An 18,301-nucleotide genomic window follows, 5' to 3' on the forward strand; every position below is an offset into this window, starting at 1 on the left:
ATGAAAGAATCTACTTATATCTTTAGAACTGTGTCTGTAATTTGTGCATTAGCTCTTTTTATTGCCACACTGAATTTACCAATAGTATATTATTTGCCTTTACGAGTTATTGTTTTTATAGGAGCATTATTATTTGCTATTACTAATTACAAGCACTTATTTATATTAATGACATTCTGTTTAATTGCAGTATTATTCAATCCGATATATCCAATTTATTTATATGTAAAATTATATTGGATTCCCATAGATCTTATTACAGGAATACTATTCTTATTGGCAGCATTTTATAATAGCACAAAAATGGAGGGAAAACAATCAACAACGACTAAAAATAATAAAACATACTCAAGAGATAAAATCTATTAGCCTTATGATACCTAAAGAAAATATTACGATTTCTATTCAATTAAAAAGTCATTTTCTAAGGCTCTATCAAATTGCATTATCAGACGAAAATTTTGACTATTTAGAAATGCAATTACTATATAGATTTGCAGAAGAAAGAGGCGTCTCAAAAATAGAATTAGATGCAATTTTAACTGGTCATGCTGGTGAAATTCATATTCCAATAAATTTAGAAGACAGGATTAGTTATCTGTATGATTTTGCTCAAATGATTTGGGCAGATGAAATCATTACAGATGACGAGAGAGTTGCTTTGAAAAAGTACATTCAAAAGTTTGAATTTAAGGATGAAAATAATGATGCGTTATCTGAATACTTATTAAAAAGTGCTCAGCAAGGAAAAACAAGAGAAGTTATATTGAAAGAACTTAAAGAATAGAAGATGACTATATTAAGAAAATTAGCAGAGTTGACTTCTAAAAGTCAAAATGGTAACGTAACAGTTTCTGAATTAGAAACTCAAGAAAAAATTGAAGTTCCTTCTTTTCACGACCAAGGATATAACATGTCTAAATCATGTACTGGAAATCCGCAAAACTTGCACGCTTCGCTAGATGCTTTATATCAGTCTTTTGAAAGAAGATGTAAAGAAAATTTGAATGAGCAACATCAATTAAAACAACCTTATATAACCGAACAAAAAGGAAAAAAAACAGCTTTGTTAAATAAGGAAGAAGAGTTTCTTCGGCTAGAAAAGAAGGTAGTTGAAACTAATAATGAGATTGAAGAATTAAAGAAAGATTGTAGAAAAATAAGAACAAATCCAGAAGATTATGTAAATGTAGATACGAAAGCAAGTGCAAAATTTTGGATTGGATTAAGTTTTTTAATTCCATTGACCATTTATATTTTCATTTTTTATATTTCAACTTCTTTCTCAGCTTTTTTTAGAGAGTTTGATCCCGGCATTAGTCTGTTTCAAGGAATGTTTGATCCACAAGCATTATCAAAAGCTTATGAAGCGAGTCTTTTAGAACTAGGTTTTGTATTGTTCATTCCTTTCATATTTTTTGCATTGGGCTATTTGATTCATATGTTTCAAGAAAAAAAAGGCATTGCAAATGCCTTAAAGATTGCAGCCTTATTTATCATTACTTTTCTGTTCGACGCTATTTTAGCATATCTAATTGATCAGAAATTATACAATTTAAATAAAACATTTGAGAGTGAGGAATTTGGGGTTTCAGTGGCATTTCAAAGCGTCGGTTTCTGGGTTATCATTTTTGCTGGATTTGTAGCTTATATTGTTTGGGGATTGGTTTTTGATTTTGTCATGAAGGAAAATGCTGATAGAGATAAAATTAAAAAATTCCTCAAAGAGAAAAAAGAAGAAATAGTAGAAAAAGAGTGGAAACTAGTCAAACTTAAAGATGATATATTAACCGTAGAAGAGGTTATTTCAACGATTAAAGTTAGAGTGAGTGAATTGCAAAATATCATTGATGGTTTTATTTTACCAGTAATGAACTACAAAGCTTTGTCAACAGTTTACCTGCAAGGTTGGCAAAAGTACATTGGATCTGAATTAACTGGTGATGAAACAAAAAGAGATGCTCAATTATTGGCATGTAGAAAAATATATGATAAGCACATTAGTGATTTAGATATCAATACGGATACGTATCAGAATAAATTATATACAAAAACACATTAGTTATGAAGAAAGAAAAAAAATTTTCTAAAATAATTATGTTATTCTTTTTAACCTTTTTATTACAAAGTTGTTCTTCTGAAGAGAAGAAAGAAATAGTAGTAAAAGAGGGTTCATCTGGACAAAATTCAAAATGCCCAAAACACATTTTAGAGAATAAGGATCAAAATTTGAATATCAGTATACTTTTAGACCTTTCTGATAGAATTGAACAACCGAAAATAATAAGCAAAGATTCTGCCTACTTATCAAGTTTGTCCAAAGCATTGATTAATCATGTAAAACATAAAAAACTGATTATGTTGGAAGATAAAATGCAATTATTTTTTAATCCTGAACCTAAAGACAGTAAAGTAAATGAAATTGCTAAAAAGTTAAAACTCTCTTTTACTAGAGAAACATCAAAAGCAAGTTTAGAAGATGGAATTTCATTGTACTCAGATTACCCATCACAATTGTACTCACTTTCAAAAGAAGATGCAAAAAAATCTAAAGGATATCCAGGATCTGATATATGGCGTTTTTTTAAAGATCATGTAGAAGATTATTGCATGGATGATTGTCATAGAAATATTCTTGTAGTATTAACAGATGGTTATATGTACCACTATAATACAGTCATGAAATCAGAAAATTTTACCTCATATTTAACACAAAAAAGCCTTAAAAAGCTTAAACTAAATAAAAGTACTTGGAAAAAAGAAATTGAGAAAAGAAAATTAGGGTTTATTCCAGTAGGCAAAGATTTAAAGAACCTTGAAGTACTAGTTATCGGAATAGAAAACCATAATACACGAAACCCTTACGCAAAAGATATTATAGAAAAGTATTGGAGCGATTGGTTTGATTCTATGAATATTAAGAACTATAAGATTAAAAGTGCTGATATTCCTTCAAGTATAGAAAAAGTAATTTTTGACTTTATCAATAAGTAAATGATATGAAATCACTAAAAATTATATTACTATTTATAACAATAATCATCACAGGTAATGTCTCAGCACAAACCAATGTTTTTATTACAAATCAAGGAAAAAGTTACCATAAAAAAGACTGTCGGTTATTGCCAGAGAAACACATCAAAACAACTATCAAGAAGGCAAAGACAAAAGGGTACCTAGCTTGTAAAGTATGTGTGCCAAAAGTAAAAGGAGAACAAAGAAAGGTTGTGTCTAAAAAGGTAACAAAGAAAAATATAGCAACAAGATGTATAGCTACAACACAAAAAGGAACACAATGTAAACGAAGAACAAAAAATACTTCAGGAAGATGTTGGCAACATAATTAAGGCAACTATTTCTTCACTTTTTCAACCAATTCTAATTGCTCTACTTTTGCTTTGGTGGTAAAAATTCCATAATTGATAAAGATGTTGTTTTTCTCAATTTTATCAACTGTTCCAACAGCATTTCCATCAATCAAACGAACACGGTCGTTAATTTTAAAGATATAAGCAGCTTTTTCTTTGGCAATTTTGGAAGCTTCTATTTTCTTTTCTTTACGTACTTCAACTACTTTTTGCAAGACTTCTTTTTCAATTTGTTTTACAACTTCTTTCTTTTTGAAGACTTCTCTTTTCTCTTTTCTTTTTTCTTCTTTTGTCTTTTCTTTTTGCGGATTTCTCTTTAAGTGTTTTGTTTTTTCTGTTTCAATCCATTTTTGTAGTTCGGCATTGAATTGCTTTTTATTATTGGTTTGTAAATAGTGATTTAACAACTCGTTTACTTTTCTTCCAATCGTTAACATTTTTTGATTGCTATCATACAACTCTTGAAAATCGGCTAGTTTATCTTGTACTTTTTGTTCTTTTTCTTGCAAACTATCAACATGTTCTTTTCCTTTAGAAACTTGTTTTTCTAAATTATCTGAATTTTTTTGCAAGCGATTGCGTTCTTTTTGTAGCTTAGAAATGGTTTTATCCAAACGGATTTTTTCCGTTTCTACACGTTTTTTTGCTTGATTGATTAAACTAAACGGAATGCCATTTTTCTGTGCAACTTCAAACGTAAAAGAACTTCCTGCTTGCCCAACATACAGTTTATATAAAGGTTCTAAAGTACGTTCGTTAAACTGCATATTTGCGTTCGTTACATTTTCCAATTCGTTTGCCAACACTTTTAAATTGGAATAATGTGTGGTGATAATTCCGAATGCTTTTTTACTATAAAATTCTTCCAAGAAAATTTCTGCCAATGCACCACCTAATTCAGGATCAGAACCAGTACCAAATTCATCAATTAAAAACAAGGTGTTTTTATTACATTTTCGTAAAAAATTACGCATGTTTTTTAGTCGATAACTATACGTACTTAACTGATTTTCTATAGATTGATTGTCTCCAATATCTGTAAGAATTGTATTAAAAATATAAGTTTCGCTGCGTTCATCAACCGGAATTAACAAGCCGCTTTGCAACATCACTTGTAACAAACCAATGGTTTTTAGCGTGATGCTTTTTCCACCAGCATTTGGACCAGAAATAACAATGATTTGCTGTTTTTCATTTAAAATGATAGACTGCGGAACGGTTTCTATATTTTTCTCTTGATTTTTTTTCCAAAGAATAGGATGGTATGCTTTTTTAAAATCAATTTTCTTTTCTGAAGTTATTTTTGGTAAAACTGCATCTAAACTTTTGCCATATATTGCTTTTGCAGCAATGGCATCTAAATGTGTTAAATACTGTAAATACAAGTGTAACAACGGAACAAAAGGTTTGATTTCTGCCGCTAATTTTTTTAGTATTTTGGTAACCTCTTGTTGTTCTTCGTAGCTTAAATTTTGTAATTCTCTGTCGTAATTTAAAGTAGCTTGTGGTGCAATATAAACGATGTTTCCAGATTTAGAAGATCCTAAAAAATTTCCTTTCACTTTACGTCTGTGCATTGCCATGACAGCCAAAACTCTATGATTGTCAACAACCGACTCTCTAATATCATCTAGAAATCCAGCTGCTGCATACTTGCTTAAATCTCTGGTGAAACTCTCACCAATTTTACCACGGATTTTAGCGATTTCTTTTCTAATTTCTTTTAATTGTGGCGATGCCGTATTGGCAACTTCTCCATACGAAGTAATAATTTTATTGATGGTATTTATAATGACAGGTGTGTACTCAATATCTTGGCTAATTCTTTGTATGGTAGTAAAATAAGTTTCAAATTTTGTAAAGAATTTCAGCAATTCATTTACCGTTTCAGAAACGGTAGCAATTTTTAAAAAAGCACTTGCTTCTAAAAAACTATTTTCAATATTTAGCGTAAATATTTCTTTAGAAATATCTTCAAATCCATGATTTGGAACTTTATTCTCACTAATAAATGAAGATAAATATTCATTTACTAAATTTAATTCTTGCTGCAATAATTCAGCATCTTCAATAGGTTTGATGTTTAGAACATTGGCTTTCCCTAATTCAGAAATACAATATTCTGCTACATGTTGTAAAACTGTAGGGAACTCTAAATCTTGCACCGTTTTTTCTGAAATATTCTTAGCCAAACTATTATCTTTGATTTTCGCTGTCATTCCGACTAAAATGGAGGAATCTGATACTACAGATCTCTCGACTCCGCTCGAGATGACATTTAATTAAATGAACAAACAACGAAAGCAAAAATAAGAAAGTATGCATCTAAACATATCGGATTCTTGGAAAAATATTTTACAAACAGAATTTGAGAAACCGTATTTTAAAAGCTTAACCAGTTTTGTAAAATCAGAATATCAAAATTCTACCTGTTATCCTGATGAAAAGGACATTTTTGCAGCTTTTAATGCGTGTTCTTTTGATGCTTTAAAAGTGGTAATTATTGGTCAAGATCCATATCACGGAACCGGACAAGCAAATGGTTTGTGTTTTTCTGTTAAAGAAGGAATAAAACATCCACCATCATTACAAAATATTTTTAAAGAATTAGAAGCAGATTTACAAATTCCAATTCCAATTCCGATTTCTGGAGATTTATCTCGTTGGGCAGCACAAGGAGTTTTGTTGTTAAATGCTACATTAACAGTTAGAACTCACGAAGCTGGAAGTCATCAAAAACAAGGTTGGGAAACATTTACAGACGCTGTGATTTCAAGAATATCCGAAGAAAAGGAAAATGTTGTTTTTTTGCTTTGGGGCGGGTTTGCACACAAAAAAGGAAAGAATATTGACACAAAAAAACATCATGTGTTTACTTCTGGTCATCCATCGCCATTAAGTGCAAATCGTGGTTATTGGTTTGGTAACAAGCACTTTTCTAAAACAAATGAAATCTTAAAAAGCTTAAGAAAATCAATTATTGAATGGTAATTTGTTTTGCTAATTATTTATGTGTAAAACACTAGATAATCTCGTTCTTTTGTGTTTTCCAATAAAAATAACATCAACCTATTAACATAGGTTAATAGATTTTAGGATAAAGAGATGTATATTTGAATTATAGACAATCCCCTAAATGTCTAATAATTCATCCTCGAATTAATTTAGTTAAAAAAAGACTTCCCAGAAAAGGCAAGTCTTTTTTGTTTATAGGCTTATAAGTGGCATTTTTTAGAAACAAAAACCCGCTATAAAAACGGATTTATTGAATTTGAATAAGACAGTCAACTACTTAACCGTTGCTTTTGTTACAATGGTTGTTTGTTGAAATTTTTGTTGAGTTTGTTTCGTTGATGTGTTTTCTGCTAAGCCACAGCTAGCAGATGTGCTTCTACATGAAGTACTACTCAGAATTCCTACTGTACAAACTGCAATAAATACTACTTTTTTCATTTTGGACTAAAATTTAAAAGTTTAAATGTACATATTTTTAATGAGTTTTTGAGCATTTGCCTTCGAGTCTATGACGCTCAATGCTATCATTTTATTTTGTATTTCAGTAATTAATTCTTTAGAAATTGAATTTTCGCTTTCCCATGTTGTAATCGACAACCACTTTTGAACATCTTCTAGCTTTTGTTGATAGCGTTTAGACAGAATTATATCAATATTTTCTATATTTTTAAAAGTCGCAGTTTTGGTGTTGATGATATTTAAAATCGCTTTTATTTCTTCTGGATGATGCTCTAACACTTCATTTCTAACAGCAATAACAAAACAGGGCCAAGGAGTAGGGCAGTTTCCAATTCTTCGAAAAGTGCTATCGTCAACGAAAGGTTTTGTGGTAAAATGTTCCCACATAAAATAACCTGCTTCTCCATTTTTAAGCGCTTCAATTCCGCCTTCTAAATCACCAACCACTTTAAACTGTAATTTGTTGATGTCCCAACCATTATTATACGCGTTTACAATAGCCATTAAATGCGAACCAGAACCAAATCTACTGATTGCAATAATTGCGTGTTCTAAATCAGAAACGTACTGAAAAGAAGAATTGTTAGCTACATGAATTCCCCAAACTAACGGACTTTTAACATAGGTTTGTACAATTTTAGACGGATTTCCATCGCCAATGTCTTTAATGATTCCTTCTGTTAAAATAATGGCAATATCTATTTCAGAATTTCGAAGAGCAGTATTCATTTCTCCTGTTCCACCAGGAAAATCTTTCCAACGTAAATTGATGTTGTGTTTTGCGAATTCTTTGTTTTTTAGCGCTACGTACCAAGGATAATTAAAATGCTCTGGAACACCGCCAATTGTAAGGTTAATCATTTATTCAGCCAGTTTATCCAAGGTATACAGAATTAAATCATCAACAACTTTTCCGTAATCTTTACTAAAAGTTCCGTTTGCTCTGTTTGCAATAATTGCATTCATAGAACAGGCGTGATGCCCTAATAATTTAGACAATCCATAAATTGCAGATGTTTCCATTTCTAAATTGGTAACTCGTGTTCCGTTAAAATTAAAACTATCAATTTTAGAATTTAAATCAGCATCTTGTAGCGCCAAACGCAACACACGTCCTTGCGGTCCGTAAAATCCACCAGCCGTTGCTGTCATTCCTTTGAAAACTTTTTCTGAAGAGATTTTAGCTTCTAATTCTTTACTATTTTCAACAATAATTGGATGGCATTTTTTAGCGCTCCAATTGGTGTGTTTCACAAAAGCATTTTCTATTGCTGGATGAGAAATTTCATCAACTTGATAAGAAAGTAACATTCCGTTTAAATCTAAGCTAAAAGTGCTCATTAAAAAGCTATCAACAGGAATGTCGTTTTGTAAAGAGCCAGAAGTACCAACTCTTACAATATTTAAAGCTGTGTGAGTTGGTTTTATAGTTCTCGTTTCTAAATCAATATTTACCAAAGCGTCTAATTCATTGATAACAATATCAATATTATCTGGTCCAATTCCGGTTGAAATAACAGAGATTCGCTTGCCTTTATACAAACCAGTTGACGTTTTAAACTCTCGTTTTTGAGTGGTAAATTCTACAGAATCAAAATGTTTTGTAATTTTATCTACGCGATCTTGATCTCCAACAAAAATAATATCTGTGGCAATATTTTCTGGACGTAAATTTAAATGATAAATGCTTCCGTCGGAGTTTAAAATCAGTTCTGATTCTTGTATCATAAAGAGGTAATTTTTAATAACTTTTGAGTGGAGTTATCGTATAAGAAATTGTATTTTTTTGCGCCACCTAAAAACGAAAAATCATCTCGCATATTGGCGTAGGTATTTAATATTTGCTGTTGCACTTTTACACCAGTTTTATTTAATTTTACAGGAGAAAATGACGAAAAATAATCTTTTAAATCGGTTACTTGTTTTCTGTATTGAAGATCGCCAAAACCATATTGATTTTCTTGTTGCAAAATTGCACTGACTAATTCCTCTTGCGAATTTAATTTAGAGTTTACAGCAATATCTAGAACGCTATTCTCTATTTTATTGAGTCCGTTTGAAATTGAAGGAAAACGTTGTAAATGTGCTAACAAGCTATCAATTAAATAAGTAAAAGTGGTGTTTTGTTGATATTGATAAACGTTTTGTAATTTTATTGGATCGTTAGAACAGTACAATTGCCACACATAATCTGCATATGCAATGTCGTCAATTGTTAATTCTATTTTGTTTTTATAATGTTCTTTAAGTTGCTTTGCAGATAATTCTGACAAGCCAAGTAATTTGTTACTTCCTTTAACTTTCCCGCTACAAACCAACGAGATTTTTCTTCCCTTTCTGTATTTTTTTAACCAGCTGATCACAGCAATCATATTTATTTGACAAAACAAATCATACTCGAACCACAACACAATTTCTTCTTGTGATTTTTGATTACATAAATTCCGATATTCTTTTAGTGTTAAATCTATAAATTGCTTTTTGGTAACTTTATATGATTGCTTTAGAAATTCGAATCTGGCTTTCCAAAAATGTTCACTACCAACGTGGACATTTGTTTTTCCTTCACATAACATCTCTCTCCACGTAATAAAATCTCCCTGAATGTTTAGTTTTTTTAAATAATTGGTAGTGCTATCGCCATTGGTGATGTGTAAAATTGAAGTTTTCATAATTAAAAAACGAAGCTAAGTTTTATTTATTTTTTAGTTGCTATACTTTAACGTTTTGTGTTAACCACCAACGCGTTTTACATTAAATCCTTTTTCTTTTAGCAGGGTCATTATTCGGTCTCTAAAATCACCCTGAATAATAATTTTATCATCTTTAAAACTTCCGCCAACAGAAAATTTGGTTTTAATTTCTTTGGCTAACATTTTAAAGTCTGATGTTGCTCCTGTATAGCCTTCTAAAATAGTGATTGGTTTTCCTTTTCGTTTTTCATATTTGCAAATTATTGGTTCGTTTTGTAACCAAATAGTTGATTTTTCTTCAACTTTTTCAGGAACTTCTACGTGCTCTGGAAATAGGTTTTTTAGTTGATCTTTTAAATCCATTTTTTCAATTGTCAATTATCAATAAACAATTATCAATTGATAATTGTTTATTGATAATTGTATTATTTTTTAAGTCCTAATTCTCTTAAACGCTCATCTAAAAACTCACCAGCTGTAATATTCTCAAACTGTTTTGGGTTTTCAGCATCAATACAACTTTCTAACACGTCTAACTTCATATCGCTAATTGGATGCATAAAAAACGGAATCGAATAACGCGATGTTCCCCAAAGTTCTTTTGGCGGATTTGTCACTCTATGAATGGTAGATTTTAGTTTGTTGTTAGAATGACGCGACAACATATCTCCAACATTAATCATCAACTCATCTGGTTCAGCAATTGCGTCAATCCAATCTCCGTTGTGATTTTGTACTTGCAATCCTTTTCCTTGTGCACCCATTAATAAGGTAATCAAATTAATATCGCCATGAGCTGCAGCTCTTTCTGCACCTTTTGGCTCTGTTTTTATTGGTGGATAATGAATTGGACGTAAAATACTATTTCCGTTTTTGATGTACTTATCAAAATAAGTTTCTTCCAGTTCTAAATGTAACGCTAAAGAACGCAGCACAAATTTGGCTGTTTTTTCTAACATTTGATAGGCTTGTTTACCAACTTCATTGAATTTTGGCAACTCTTTTACAGCAACATTTGCTGGATATTCTTCCGCATATTTTGAGTCTCTATCTACATATTGACCAAAATGCCAAAACTCTTTTAAATCTCCTTCTTTTTTACCTTTAGCAGATTCTTTTCCAAAAGAAACATAACCTCGTTGTCCGCCAATTCCTGGTATTTCATACGATTCTTTTACATCTTCCGATAAATCAAAGAAATTTTTAATTTCAGCGTACAAATCAGCTACTAATTTATCGTCTAAAAAATGACCTTTTAATGCAACAAAACCAATGTTTTCGTAAGCATGTCCAATTTCTTTTATAAACTGTTGTTTTTTCTTAGGATCATCCGATAAAAAATCGGACAAATTAACACTAGGTATGTTATTCATTTTATATAAATTTTAATAAAGGGAGATAAAGTTAATAAAAACAAGGAATAAACAAAGGATTACTTGTTAATAAATGGAATTGTATAAGAAATGGTGTAATTAAAACCAAAGCCGGTTTCTGTTTCAAAAACTCTGTTAAAGCCTGGAACATAGAGTGTTTTGAAATTTGTTGGGTGTTTTAGGTTCAGCATAATTTTATACGAAAAACTAAACCCTAAAAATAGATTTTTAAAGGTTTCTACTTTAATTCCCATAACAAACTCTGTCCAATGCGCATTTAAACCTTTTGTGGTTACTGGTGTTGAAATTGTATTTCCAGCAAAATAATCACTTCCGGTATTTGAATTATAACTGTTTAAGGTTTGCTCAAAAGCACTTGTTGCATATCTAAATCCCACAAAGATTTCGTTGTTCATGTCTAGCCAATTTTCATAGGCATTGTAATTGACACCGATTTTATAAAACGAACCTTTTGAGGTTGAATTTGTGTAATCTTCAACCGTAATTTCTTCTTGAGTTCCAAATTCAGTTGCGATGTACCAATTTTTAGAAATTCTATAATCTGCAACAAATTCTAATCCACTAGAATTTGAATCAATCATTCCCATAATTGGTTTGCTGATGTCAATTCCTAAACGCAAACCATAAGCGGTTTTAGTAGAAATAGAATCGTTGACTTCTTTTTCTTGAGCAAAGTTACTTAGCGAAGTAAGTATCAAACAAAAACTAATGAAATATTTGAACATGTGCTTTGGTTTGAGTATCAATTGTTGTTAAAGAAGTTGGTGTAAAAGACTGAATCCAATTATTAGTAGAAGTCATTGTTACATTGTTAAAAATGGTTTTAAAACCACAAGAACGCGAAACATATTCTTCTGTTGTTGTGTAGTTGATGGTAAAAGTATCGGTAATATTATTTGCTGTATTTCCATCAATTGTATTCATTTTAAAATGATAAATAGTTTGAGTGGAATTGATGTTTAACGGAATTGCAACAGAATCTAATGCAACACTTTTATAATTTAATATCGTATCCTTTCCGTTGGCCCAAATAGACAAACGTGCTACCTTTTTTACTGTCGTTGGATTTGCAGCGTCGTAAAAACGCAATACTAATTTTGGAGTTGTTGGCAATAAACAAATATCATCTTTTTCGCAAGCGGAAAACAACAAGGATAAAAAGAGGATGTATAAAAAAGGTTTTTTCATTTAATTATGAGTGTATTCGTTTATGCGTTTATGCGTTTATGCGTTTATTTGTTTATGGGTTTAGTTGCGTTTTTCTTAACCCATTTAGCATGTTTGTAATTTTTTCTAATTTTTCTCGGACTAAAATATAATCTTTTTCAGAAACAAAGTTCAATTCTTTAGAAATTATGATTTGATTTAACACTTCCATTGCAGAACTAAATGCAATTGTTGTAAAATGAGCTTTGTCTTTCGTTGTTTTTCTCGATGTACCTTCTGCTAAATTTGAAGCAATAGATACAGATGCTCTTCTTAATTGACTAATTAATCCAAATTTTTCATTAGACGGAAAACCTTTTGTGATTTTATATATCTCGATTATTAGGTTTTTTGATTCTTGCCAGACAATTAATTTTTCAAATGAATATATTTTCATAGCGTCTTTTTTTAACAAATAAACGAATAAACCATTTAATCCTACATTTACTAAACAAATAAACGTTAACCTTTCTCAAACAACACCACAGTTTCTATATGAGAAGTATGTGGAAATTGATCTACCAAACTAATTTTTTTAATTTGATAACCAGCTTCTCTCAACAGTTCTGCATCTCTTGCTTGTGTTGCGGGATTACAAGAAACATACACCATTCTGTCTGCATTTAAATAGATGATTTTCTGTAATGTTTTTGGTGCAATTCCTGCTCTTGCAGGATCTAAAATAATGGTTTTTATTTTTCCTTTATATGCTGGATGTGCGGTTAAAAACTTACCAACATCTGCAGCATAAAATTGCAATCCGTTAATGTTATTTCTTTTGGCATTTTCTTTTGCATCTTCAATAGCGGAAGCCACAATATCTACACCAACAATTTTTGCATTATCACTTTTAGAAGCTACAATTTGTCCGATGGTTCCGGTTCCACAAAACAAGTCCATTACTACAGTATTGTCAACTTTTGATTTGTCTTCTAACACATATTCTACCACTTTATTGTACAACTTTTCTGCACATTTTGGATTTGTTTGAAAAAAACTTTTCATGCTGATTTCAAAGTTCAATCCTAATAATTCTTCTACAATTTTATCTTTTCCGTACACCAATTCTAAACTACCAGAAGTGGCAATTGTTCTGTCGCCAGTTTCATCGTTTATGGTATGTAATAATCCAGCAACTCTATCTCCAAATAATTCAACTAAAAATGCTGCAAATTTCTGTAAATCGAACTTTTCTAATTCGGGTGAAGTTGTCACCAAATTGAACAATAATTCGTTTGTTTTGAATGATTTCCGAACAACAAAATACCTAAAAAAACCTTCTCTTTTTGGTCCATGCCAAGGTTCTAAACCTGTTTCTTCACAATATTTTCTGATGTCTTTTAAATGGTCTTCTAGTTGTTTGTCAAACAGTCCAGAATCTTTTTCTAAATTATCTCCCATCCACCAAACTCCACGTCTTTTAAAGCCTAAAGTAAACTCGTCTTTATCGTGCTTTGCAACTCTATCGTAACCAATGGCAGAAAAACCATATTCCATTTTATTTCTGTAATGAAATACATTTGGAGACGTTACAAATTCGTCAAATAAATCTTCAATATTATCTACTTTTCCGATTCGTTTAAATAAAGATAGCGTGCTTTCCTTTTTATATTGATGTTGTAAATCGATTGGTAATTTGATATAAGGTGCGCCCGGAATATCTTGAAACGGAACTTCAACTTCATTTTCTGAAGGCTCTATAACATCAATTAATTTTGCTTCAGCATATTTTTTGCTCGATTTCTGAATCTGAGCCTTCACCAATTGTCCAGGTAATGTATTGGGAACAAAAATAACAAAACTTCCTTCTTCAGATTTTATTCTTGCAATTCCTTTTCCACCAAAGGCATAATCTTCGATTTTTAATTCTAAAACCTGATTTTTCTTCACAAATTTATTTCGTTCTCTACGTGGCATTCTAAGTATTTTATGGTTCGCAAAATTAGGAAAAGTTATTGATAATAACCTTACAGGTTTTAAAAACCTCTGAGGTTTTATTTTGGAATCTAAAGACAACTTTTACCTCATTTTTTAAGTAATGTTTGCTATTTGCGTTAGGGATTGAACGGTTTGTTTGAGCTCTTACGCTTTTTGGCGTGAAGCGAGTAGTGAAAGCCCGACCTTTAGGGAACGCCCATATTCTAAATAATGAAAAAAACGATCTGTATAATTAGATTATCTTTAAAAGTTAAAAATAAAATGAACCTTTTTTAAGATGGTACGTCTATAAGATGTAATTAATTATGAAGGATACAACTATTTTGTCAGATTGTGAATTGGTATTGGAGTATCAATCAGGAAATAGAGCAGCACTTTCTGGTTTGGTTAAAAAATGGCATATTCCGTTTTGTAAACTTGCTTATTGGTATGTAAAAGATGCTGATGTTGCGAAAGATATAGTCCAAGAAAGTTGGGTGATTATTTTTAAAAAACTAGACACATTAAAAAACCCGAAGCAATTTAAAAGCTGGAGTATAAGCATTGTAAACAGAAAAGCAATTGATTGGATTAGAGCAAATAAAAGAGAAAGCAATAAACTGAACACCTTTTATAACGAAAAAGACAAAAGCAATACGATTGATGAATCAGAAGAACAAAAAACAAAATTAATATCCATTTTAAAAATTGAAATGGATGTATTGCCAACCAATCAAAAAATGATAATCAAATTATTTTACACAGAGAATTATTCGTTACAACAAATAAGTGAAGCATTAAAGATTTCAGTTGGTACCGCAAAATCGAGATTGTTTCACGCAAGAGAAAAATTAAAAAAATCATTAAAACATAAATATCATGAAGAATAACACAGAAGAAATAGATAAATTGATAAAGGAAACCTTATCGCAAGAAGAAGCAAAGTTTTACGATGAATTAGAACAACAAACTATTTTTGAAATGATTGGCGGATTGTTTCAAGGAAAAAATAAATGGATCATGTTTCTAATGAACTTTATGACGTTGGTTTTCTTCGGATTGTTTGTGTATTGTACCGTTCAGTTTTTTAATACCACAGCTACAAACGAACTTATTAAATGGGGAGTTGGCGGATTGGTTTTCTTATTCGGAGTTAGCATGTTAAAGATTTTTGCTTGGATGCAAATGGATAAAAATGCACTACTTAGAGAGCTTAAACGATTGGAATTATTGATTACATACGCTTCTTCAAAATAAATAGAAAAGGCATTAAAAAAACCTCACAGATTTCTAAAATTTGTGAGGTCTATTAATACTTATTCGTTTTTCTTAATAATTTTTATTTCAAGATATAATTTTACTACTTTTGTATAACTTCGGGGATGATTTCTTTCCCACGCTGAATTTTCGAAACTTTCGAAAGGATAAAGGTAGATAAGGAATGGTTATTATATAAATTTAAAAGTATTAAAAATGGCTGTTTTAGACCAATTAACTTCGCAACAAGCGATCGATTTAGAAAACAAGTACGGAGCGCACAATTACCATCCACTTCCTGTGGTATTGAGTAAAGGAGAAGGCGTGTATGTTTGGGATGTAGAAGGTAAAAAGTATTATGATTTTTTATCAGCATATTCCGCAGTAAACCAAGGACATTGTCACCCAAAAATTGTTGGCGCAATGGTACAACAAGCGCAAACATTAACTTTAACTTCAAGAGCATTTTATAATGACATGCTTGGAAAGTACGAGAAATTTGCAGCAGAATTATTTGGTTTTGACAAATTATTACCAATGAATACTGGAGCAGAAGCTGTAGAAACAGCATTGAAAATCTCTAGAAAATGGGCGTATGAAGTAAAAGGAATTGCAGAAAATGAAGCAGAAATTATTGTGTGTGAAAACAATTTTCACGGAAGAACAACTACCATTATTTCTTTTTCAAATGATCCTGTAGCTCGCAAAAATTTTGGCCCATATACTGATGGATTTATCAAAATTGAATATGATAATTTACAAGCTTTAGAAGAAACGTTAAACTCAAGCAAAAATATTGCAGCATTTTTAGTAGAACCAATTCAAGGTGAAGCTGGCGTGTATGTTCCTTCTGAAGGATATTTAACAAAAGCAAAAGCCTTGTGTACAAAACACAATGTATTGTTTATTGCCGATGAAGTGCAAACAGGAATTGCAAGAACGGGTAAGATGTTAGCAGTAGATCACGAAAATGTGCAACCAGATATTTTAATTCTTGGAAAAGCACTTTCTGGCGGCGCGTATCCAGTTTCTGGTGTGTTGGCAAATGATACTATTATGAATGTGATACAACCAGGAAATCACGGTTCTACTTTTGGAGGAAATCCGATTGCTGCGGCGGTAGCAATTGCTGCTTTAGAGGTTGTACAAGAAGAAAATTTAGCAGAAAATGCTGAGGCTTTAGGACAGATTTTTAGAGCTGAATTGTCTGAATTTGCAAAAGAATGTGATTTGGTACTTTCTGTAAGGGGAAAAGGATTGTTAAATGCAGTGTTGATTAATGATACAGAAGATAGCTCAACCGCTTGGGATATTTGTATGAAACTAAGAGACAACGGATTGTTAGCTAAACCAACACATGGGAATATCATTCGTTTTGCGCCACCTTTGGTAATGACAGAAGAACAATTGATGGATTGTATTTCTATTATTAAAAAAACAATATCAGAATTTAAAAAATAAATAAGTATGGAAGATCATTTAACTCAAAACACTAATTCAACTGGATTAAAATTAAACAATCAGGCGATTGATTTCTTAAAAGAAACAGCAAAATGGGCCAATTTTTTAGCGATTATGGGTTTTATAGGAATAGGTTTATTGGTGATAATAGCACTTTTTGCTGGGACACTTTTTGGTAGTTTGCCAGAGTCTAATGCTTATGCTGAAGTTGGTAGTGGGTTAATTATGCTCGTTTATTTATTAATGGCAGTTTTATATATTTTTCCGGTGTTGTATTTGTATCGTTTTGCCGATAAAATGAAAACAGCATTGGCAAGAAAAGATGAAGATGTTTTATCGGATGCACTTATGAATTTAAAATCTCATTATAAGTTTATTGGGATCTTAACAATTGTAATGCTAGCTTTCTATGCTTTAGGAATTTTACTTGCTTTAATCGGCGGATTAGCAGCAATGTAATTTTTCAATTTATGATATAAAAAAAAGCCTGCAAATGCAGGTTTTTTTAGTTTTAAAATTCTAACATTTTTTCTTGTAATAAAGTAGGGTCTTGCAGTGCTTCCCAACCAATAACAGTAAGAATATAAACGATAAACCCTAAGTAAATAAGATTTAAAATAATACCGATAATACTAAGTATTTTACCTGTGGTAACATTAGAATATCCGGTGTAGTTTTCTGGAGTTTCTAAGTAAATTTTCTTTGCGCTATTTGCTAAAACTAACGCGATAATTCCTAGAATTAACCCTATAATTCCATAGCAACAGCAGGTTATTATTGAGATAATTCCTAATACTAAGACTGTTGTTGAGTTTGGTAATTTTTGTTTTTCCATAATGTATAAAGTGGTTAAAAGAGTTGATTCATTTTTATAAAATAGCTAATCACAATAATTAAAACATTTATTGAAGCTAAAGTAAGAATAATTTTTCTTCCGTTTTTAAACGTGTATTTCCAATGCAATAAAGCAAAAACAGCAAGAATTATTAAGGTATAAATTGCAGGATACATTTTAAAAGCTTCTGCAAAATCGCCTTTTAGTAAAAATAAAAATGCGCGCTGAAATCCACAACCTAAACAATCAACTCCAAAGAGTTTTTTGTTTAAACAGGGCAATAAGTAATCTTCTGTTTGTAAGTACATAAAAGTTGTTTAAATAAATCCATTCCAGGAATAGTTGGCATTCCGCTTTTAGCAGCATTGGCTAATTCTTGTTCATTTATTTCGGATGCTTTTTTAATAGCGTTATTCAGCGTAACAATTAAATAACCTTCTAATTCTTCTGCATCATTTAGCAAACTGTCATCAATTCTAATCGCTTTTAGTTCTCTATTAGCTGTAATTGTAAGGTGTATTTTTTCGTTTGATGAGGTTTCATCAATCAACATATGATCTAAGCGTGCTTTTGTTTCTTCAACTTTTTGTTGCACTTATTTTAATTTACCCATCATTCCAGACATATCTCCAAACATAATTCTATAATTTAGTATTTGACACAAATTTACTACTTTCACAGGAAGTAAAAAATTTA

The 18,301-nt window shown here is 31.0% G+C and carries 24 protein-coding genes; 10 read left to right on the top strand and 14 right to left on the bottom strand.

Annotation, left to right across the window (positions count from 1 at the left end; genetic code table 11):
* Genes KCTC32516_RS08935 through KCTC32516_RS08955 form a run of 5 tightly spaced genes read left to right on the top strand, consistent with a single transcriptional unit; the run spans position 1 to position 3,347 of the window.
* Positions 1-369, top strand: coding sequence for a DUF6804 family protein (locus tag KCTC32516_RS08935; protein ID WP_301400071.1), 369 nt, complete (start codon positions 1-3; stop codon positions 367-369).
* Positions 370-373: 4 nt separating this feature from the next.
* Positions 374-787 carry a hypothetical protein gene (locus tag KCTC32516_RS08940; protein ID WP_301400072.1) on the top strand — a complete coding sequence of 138 codons (414 nt, stop codon included), beginning with the start codon at positions 374-376 and terminating at the stop codon, positions 785-787.
* Positions 788-817: 30 nt separating this feature from the next.
* Positions 818-2,062 (top strand): MFS transporter, encoded by a 1,245-nt coding sequence (locus KCTC32516_RS08945; protein ID WP_301400073.1) that lies wholly within the window; start codon positions 818-820, stop codon positions 2,060-2,062.
* A 2-nt stretch (positions 2,063-2,064) separates the two neighbouring features.
* The gene (locus KCTC32516_RS08950) at positions 2,065-2,994 is read left to right on the top strand and encodes a hypothetical protein (RefSeq protein ID WP_301400074.1); all 930 of its coding nucleotides are present in this window, start codon (positions 2,065-2,067) and stop codon (positions 2,992-2,994) included.
* Positions 2,995-2,999: 5 nt separating this feature from the next.
* Positions 3,000-3,347, top strand: coding sequence for a hypothetical protein (locus tag KCTC32516_RS08955; protein WP_301400075.1), 348 nt, complete (start codon positions 3,000-3,002; stop codon positions 3,345-3,347).
* Between the two features lie 5 nt (positions 3,348-3,352).
* Here KCTC32516_RS08955 and KCTC32516_RS08960 read toward each other — a convergent pair whose 3' ends face one another.
* Positions 3,353-5,587, bottom strand: a complete 2,235-nt coding sequence (locus KCTC32516_RS08960) for an endonuclease MutS2 (RefSeq protein ID WP_301400076.1) — start codon at positions 5,585-5,587, stop codon at positions 3,353-3,355.
* 100 nt (positions 5,588-5,687) lie between these two features.
* Here KCTC32516_RS08960 and KCTC32516_RS08965 point away from each other — a divergent pair, with 100 nt between their 5' ends.
* Positions 5,688-6,359, top strand: coding sequence for a uracil-DNA glycosylase (locus KCTC32516_RS08965; RefSeq protein WP_301400077.1), 672 nt, complete (start codon positions 5,688-5,690; stop codon positions 6,357-6,359).
* Positions 6,360-6,656: 297 nt separating this feature from the next.
* On the opposite strand, the gene KCTC32516_RS08970 is transcribed toward KCTC32516_RS08965, so the two are convergent.
* The 10 genes from KCTC32516_RS08970 to rlmD all read right to left on the bottom strand — a co-directional run bounded on the left by KCTC32516_RS08970 (position 6,657) and on the right by rlmD (position 14,052).
* The gene (locus tag KCTC32516_RS08970; protein ID WP_301400078.1) at positions 6,657-6,821 is read right to left on the bottom strand and encodes a hypothetical protein; all 165 of its coding nucleotides are present in this window, start codon (positions 6,819-6,821) and stop codon (positions 6,657-6,659) included.
* A gap of 21 nt (positions 6,822-6,842) precedes the next feature.
* A complete protein-coding gene (locus KCTC32516_RS08975; RefSeq protein ID WP_301400079.1) occupies positions 6,843-7,703 on the bottom strand; it encodes a substrate-binding domain-containing protein in 861 nt (286 codons plus the stop codon).
* Positions 7,704-8,570 carry a nucleoside phosphorylase gene (locus KCTC32516_RS08980; RefSeq protein WP_301400080.1) on the bottom strand — a complete coding sequence of 289 codons (867 nt, stop codon included), beginning with the start codon at positions 8,568-8,570 and terminating at the stop codon, positions 7,704-7,706.
* Positions 8,567-9,514, bottom strand: a complete 948-nt coding sequence (locus KCTC32516_RS08985; RefSeq protein WP_301400081.1) for a DUF1835 domain-containing protein — start codon at positions 9,512-9,514, stop codon at positions 8,567-8,569. Before KCTC32516_RS08985 ends, KCTC32516_RS08980 begins: the two co-directional genes overlap by 4 nt.
* A gap of 60 nt (positions 9,515-9,574) precedes the next feature.
* Positions 9,575-9,898, bottom strand: coding sequence for a translation initiation factor (locus KCTC32516_RS08990; RefSeq protein ID WP_301400082.1), 324 nt, complete (start codon positions 9,896-9,898; stop codon positions 9,575-9,577).
* A 62-nt stretch (positions 9,899-9,960) separates the two neighbouring features.
* Positions 9,961-10,908 carry an isopenicillin N synthase family dioxygenase gene (locus KCTC32516_RS08995; RefSeq protein WP_301400083.1) on the bottom strand — a complete coding sequence of 316 codons (948 nt, stop codon included), beginning with the start codon at positions 10,906-10,908 and terminating at the stop codon, positions 9,961-9,963.
* A gap of 59 nt (positions 10,909-10,967) precedes the next feature.
* The gene (locus KCTC32516_RS09000) at positions 10,968-11,654 is read right to left on the bottom strand and encodes a DUF6048 family protein (protein WP_301400084.1); all 687 of its coding nucleotides are present in this window, start codon (positions 11,652-11,654) and stop codon (positions 10,968-10,970) included.
* Positions 11,635-12,117, bottom strand: a complete 483-nt coding sequence (locus KCTC32516_RS09005; RefSeq protein WP_301400085.1) for a DUF6452 family protein — start codon at positions 12,115-12,117, stop codon at positions 11,635-11,637. The genes KCTC32516_RS09000 and KCTC32516_RS09005 overlap by 20 nt, the downstream gene beginning before the upstream one ends.
* A gap of 52 nt (positions 12,118-12,169) precedes the next feature.
* Positions 12,170-12,532 carry a four helix bundle protein gene (locus tag KCTC32516_RS09010; RefSeq protein WP_301400086.1) on the bottom strand — a complete coding sequence of 121 codons (363 nt, stop codon included), beginning with the start codon at positions 12,530-12,532 and terminating at the stop codon, positions 12,170-12,172.
* Positions 12,533-12,597: 65 nt separating this feature from the next.
* Positions 12,598-14,052 carry a 23S rRNA (uracil(1939)-C(5))-methyltransferase RlmD gene (gene rlmD, locus KCTC32516_RS09015; RefSeq protein ID WP_301400087.1) on the bottom strand — a complete coding sequence of 485 codons (1,455 nt, stop codon included), beginning with the start codon at positions 14,050-14,052 and terminating at the stop codon, positions 12,598-12,600.
* A gap of 326 nt (positions 14,053-14,378) precedes the next feature.
* Here rlmD and KCTC32516_RS09020 point away from each other — a divergent pair, with 326 nt between their 5' ends.
* The 4 genes from KCTC32516_RS09020 to KCTC32516_RS09035 all read left to right on the top strand — a co-directional run bounded on the left by KCTC32516_RS09020 (position 14,379) and on the right by KCTC32516_RS09035 (position 17,229).
* The gene (locus tag KCTC32516_RS09020) at positions 14,379-14,942 is read left to right on the top strand and encodes an RNA polymerase sigma factor (protein WP_301400088.1); all 564 of its coding nucleotides are present in this window, start codon (positions 14,379-14,381) and stop codon (positions 14,940-14,942) included.
* Positions 14,932-15,309, top strand: a complete 378-nt coding sequence (locus KCTC32516_RS09025) for a DUF6768 family protein (RefSeq protein ID WP_301400089.1) — start codon at positions 14,932-14,934, stop codon at positions 15,307-15,309. Before KCTC32516_RS09020 ends, KCTC32516_RS09025 begins: the two co-directional genes overlap by 11 nt.
* Positions 15,310-15,525: 216 nt before the next feature.
* Positions 15,526-16,770: an ornithine--oxo-acid transaminase gene (gene rocD / locus KCTC32516_RS09030; protein ID WP_301400090.1), complete on the top strand. Its 1,245-nt coding sequence runs from the start codon at positions 15,526-15,528 to the stop codon at positions 16,768-16,770.
* A 6-nt stretch (positions 16,771-16,776) separates the two neighbouring features.
* On the top strand, positions 16,777-17,229 hold the full coding sequence (locus tag KCTC32516_RS09035) for a DUF5362 family protein (RefSeq protein ID WP_301400091.1): 453 nt from the start codon (positions 16,777-16,779) through the stop codon (positions 17,227-17,229).
* Positions 17,230-17,281: 52 nt separating this feature from the next.
* Here the strand turns inward: KCTC32516_RS09035 and KCTC32516_RS09040 are convergent, their stop codons facing one another.
* The 3 genes from KCTC32516_RS09040 to KCTC32516_RS09050 are packed head-to-tail and all read right to left on the bottom strand — an operon-like array spanning position 17,282 to position 18,200.
* Positions 17,282-17,605 (bottom strand): CCC motif membrane protein, encoded by a 324-nt coding sequence (locus KCTC32516_RS09040; protein ID WP_301400092.1) that lies wholly within the window; start codon positions 17,603-17,605, stop codon positions 17,282-17,284.
* A 14-nt stretch (positions 17,606-17,619) separates the two neighbouring features.
* On the bottom strand, positions 17,620-17,913 hold the full coding sequence (locus KCTC32516_RS09045) for a DUF2752 domain-containing protein (protein ID WP_301400093.1): 294 nt from the start codon (positions 17,911-17,913) through the stop codon (positions 17,620-17,622).
* Complete coding sequence (locus KCTC32516_RS09050; RefSeq protein ID WP_301400094.1) at positions 17,874-18,200, bottom strand: YbaB/EbfC family nucleoid-associated protein; 327 nt, start codon at positions 18,198-18,200, stop codon at positions 17,874-17,876. Before KCTC32516_RS09050 ends, KCTC32516_RS09045 begins: the two co-directional genes overlap by 40 nt.
* Positions 18,201-18,301 lie beyond the last annotated feature (101 nt).

Origin of the sequence: Polaribacter huanghezhanensis, assembly GCF_030444335.1 — a bacterium.
Lineage (GTDB): Bacteria > Bacteroidota > Bacteroidia > Flavobacteriales > Flavobacteriaceae > Polaribacter > Polaribacter huanghezhanensis.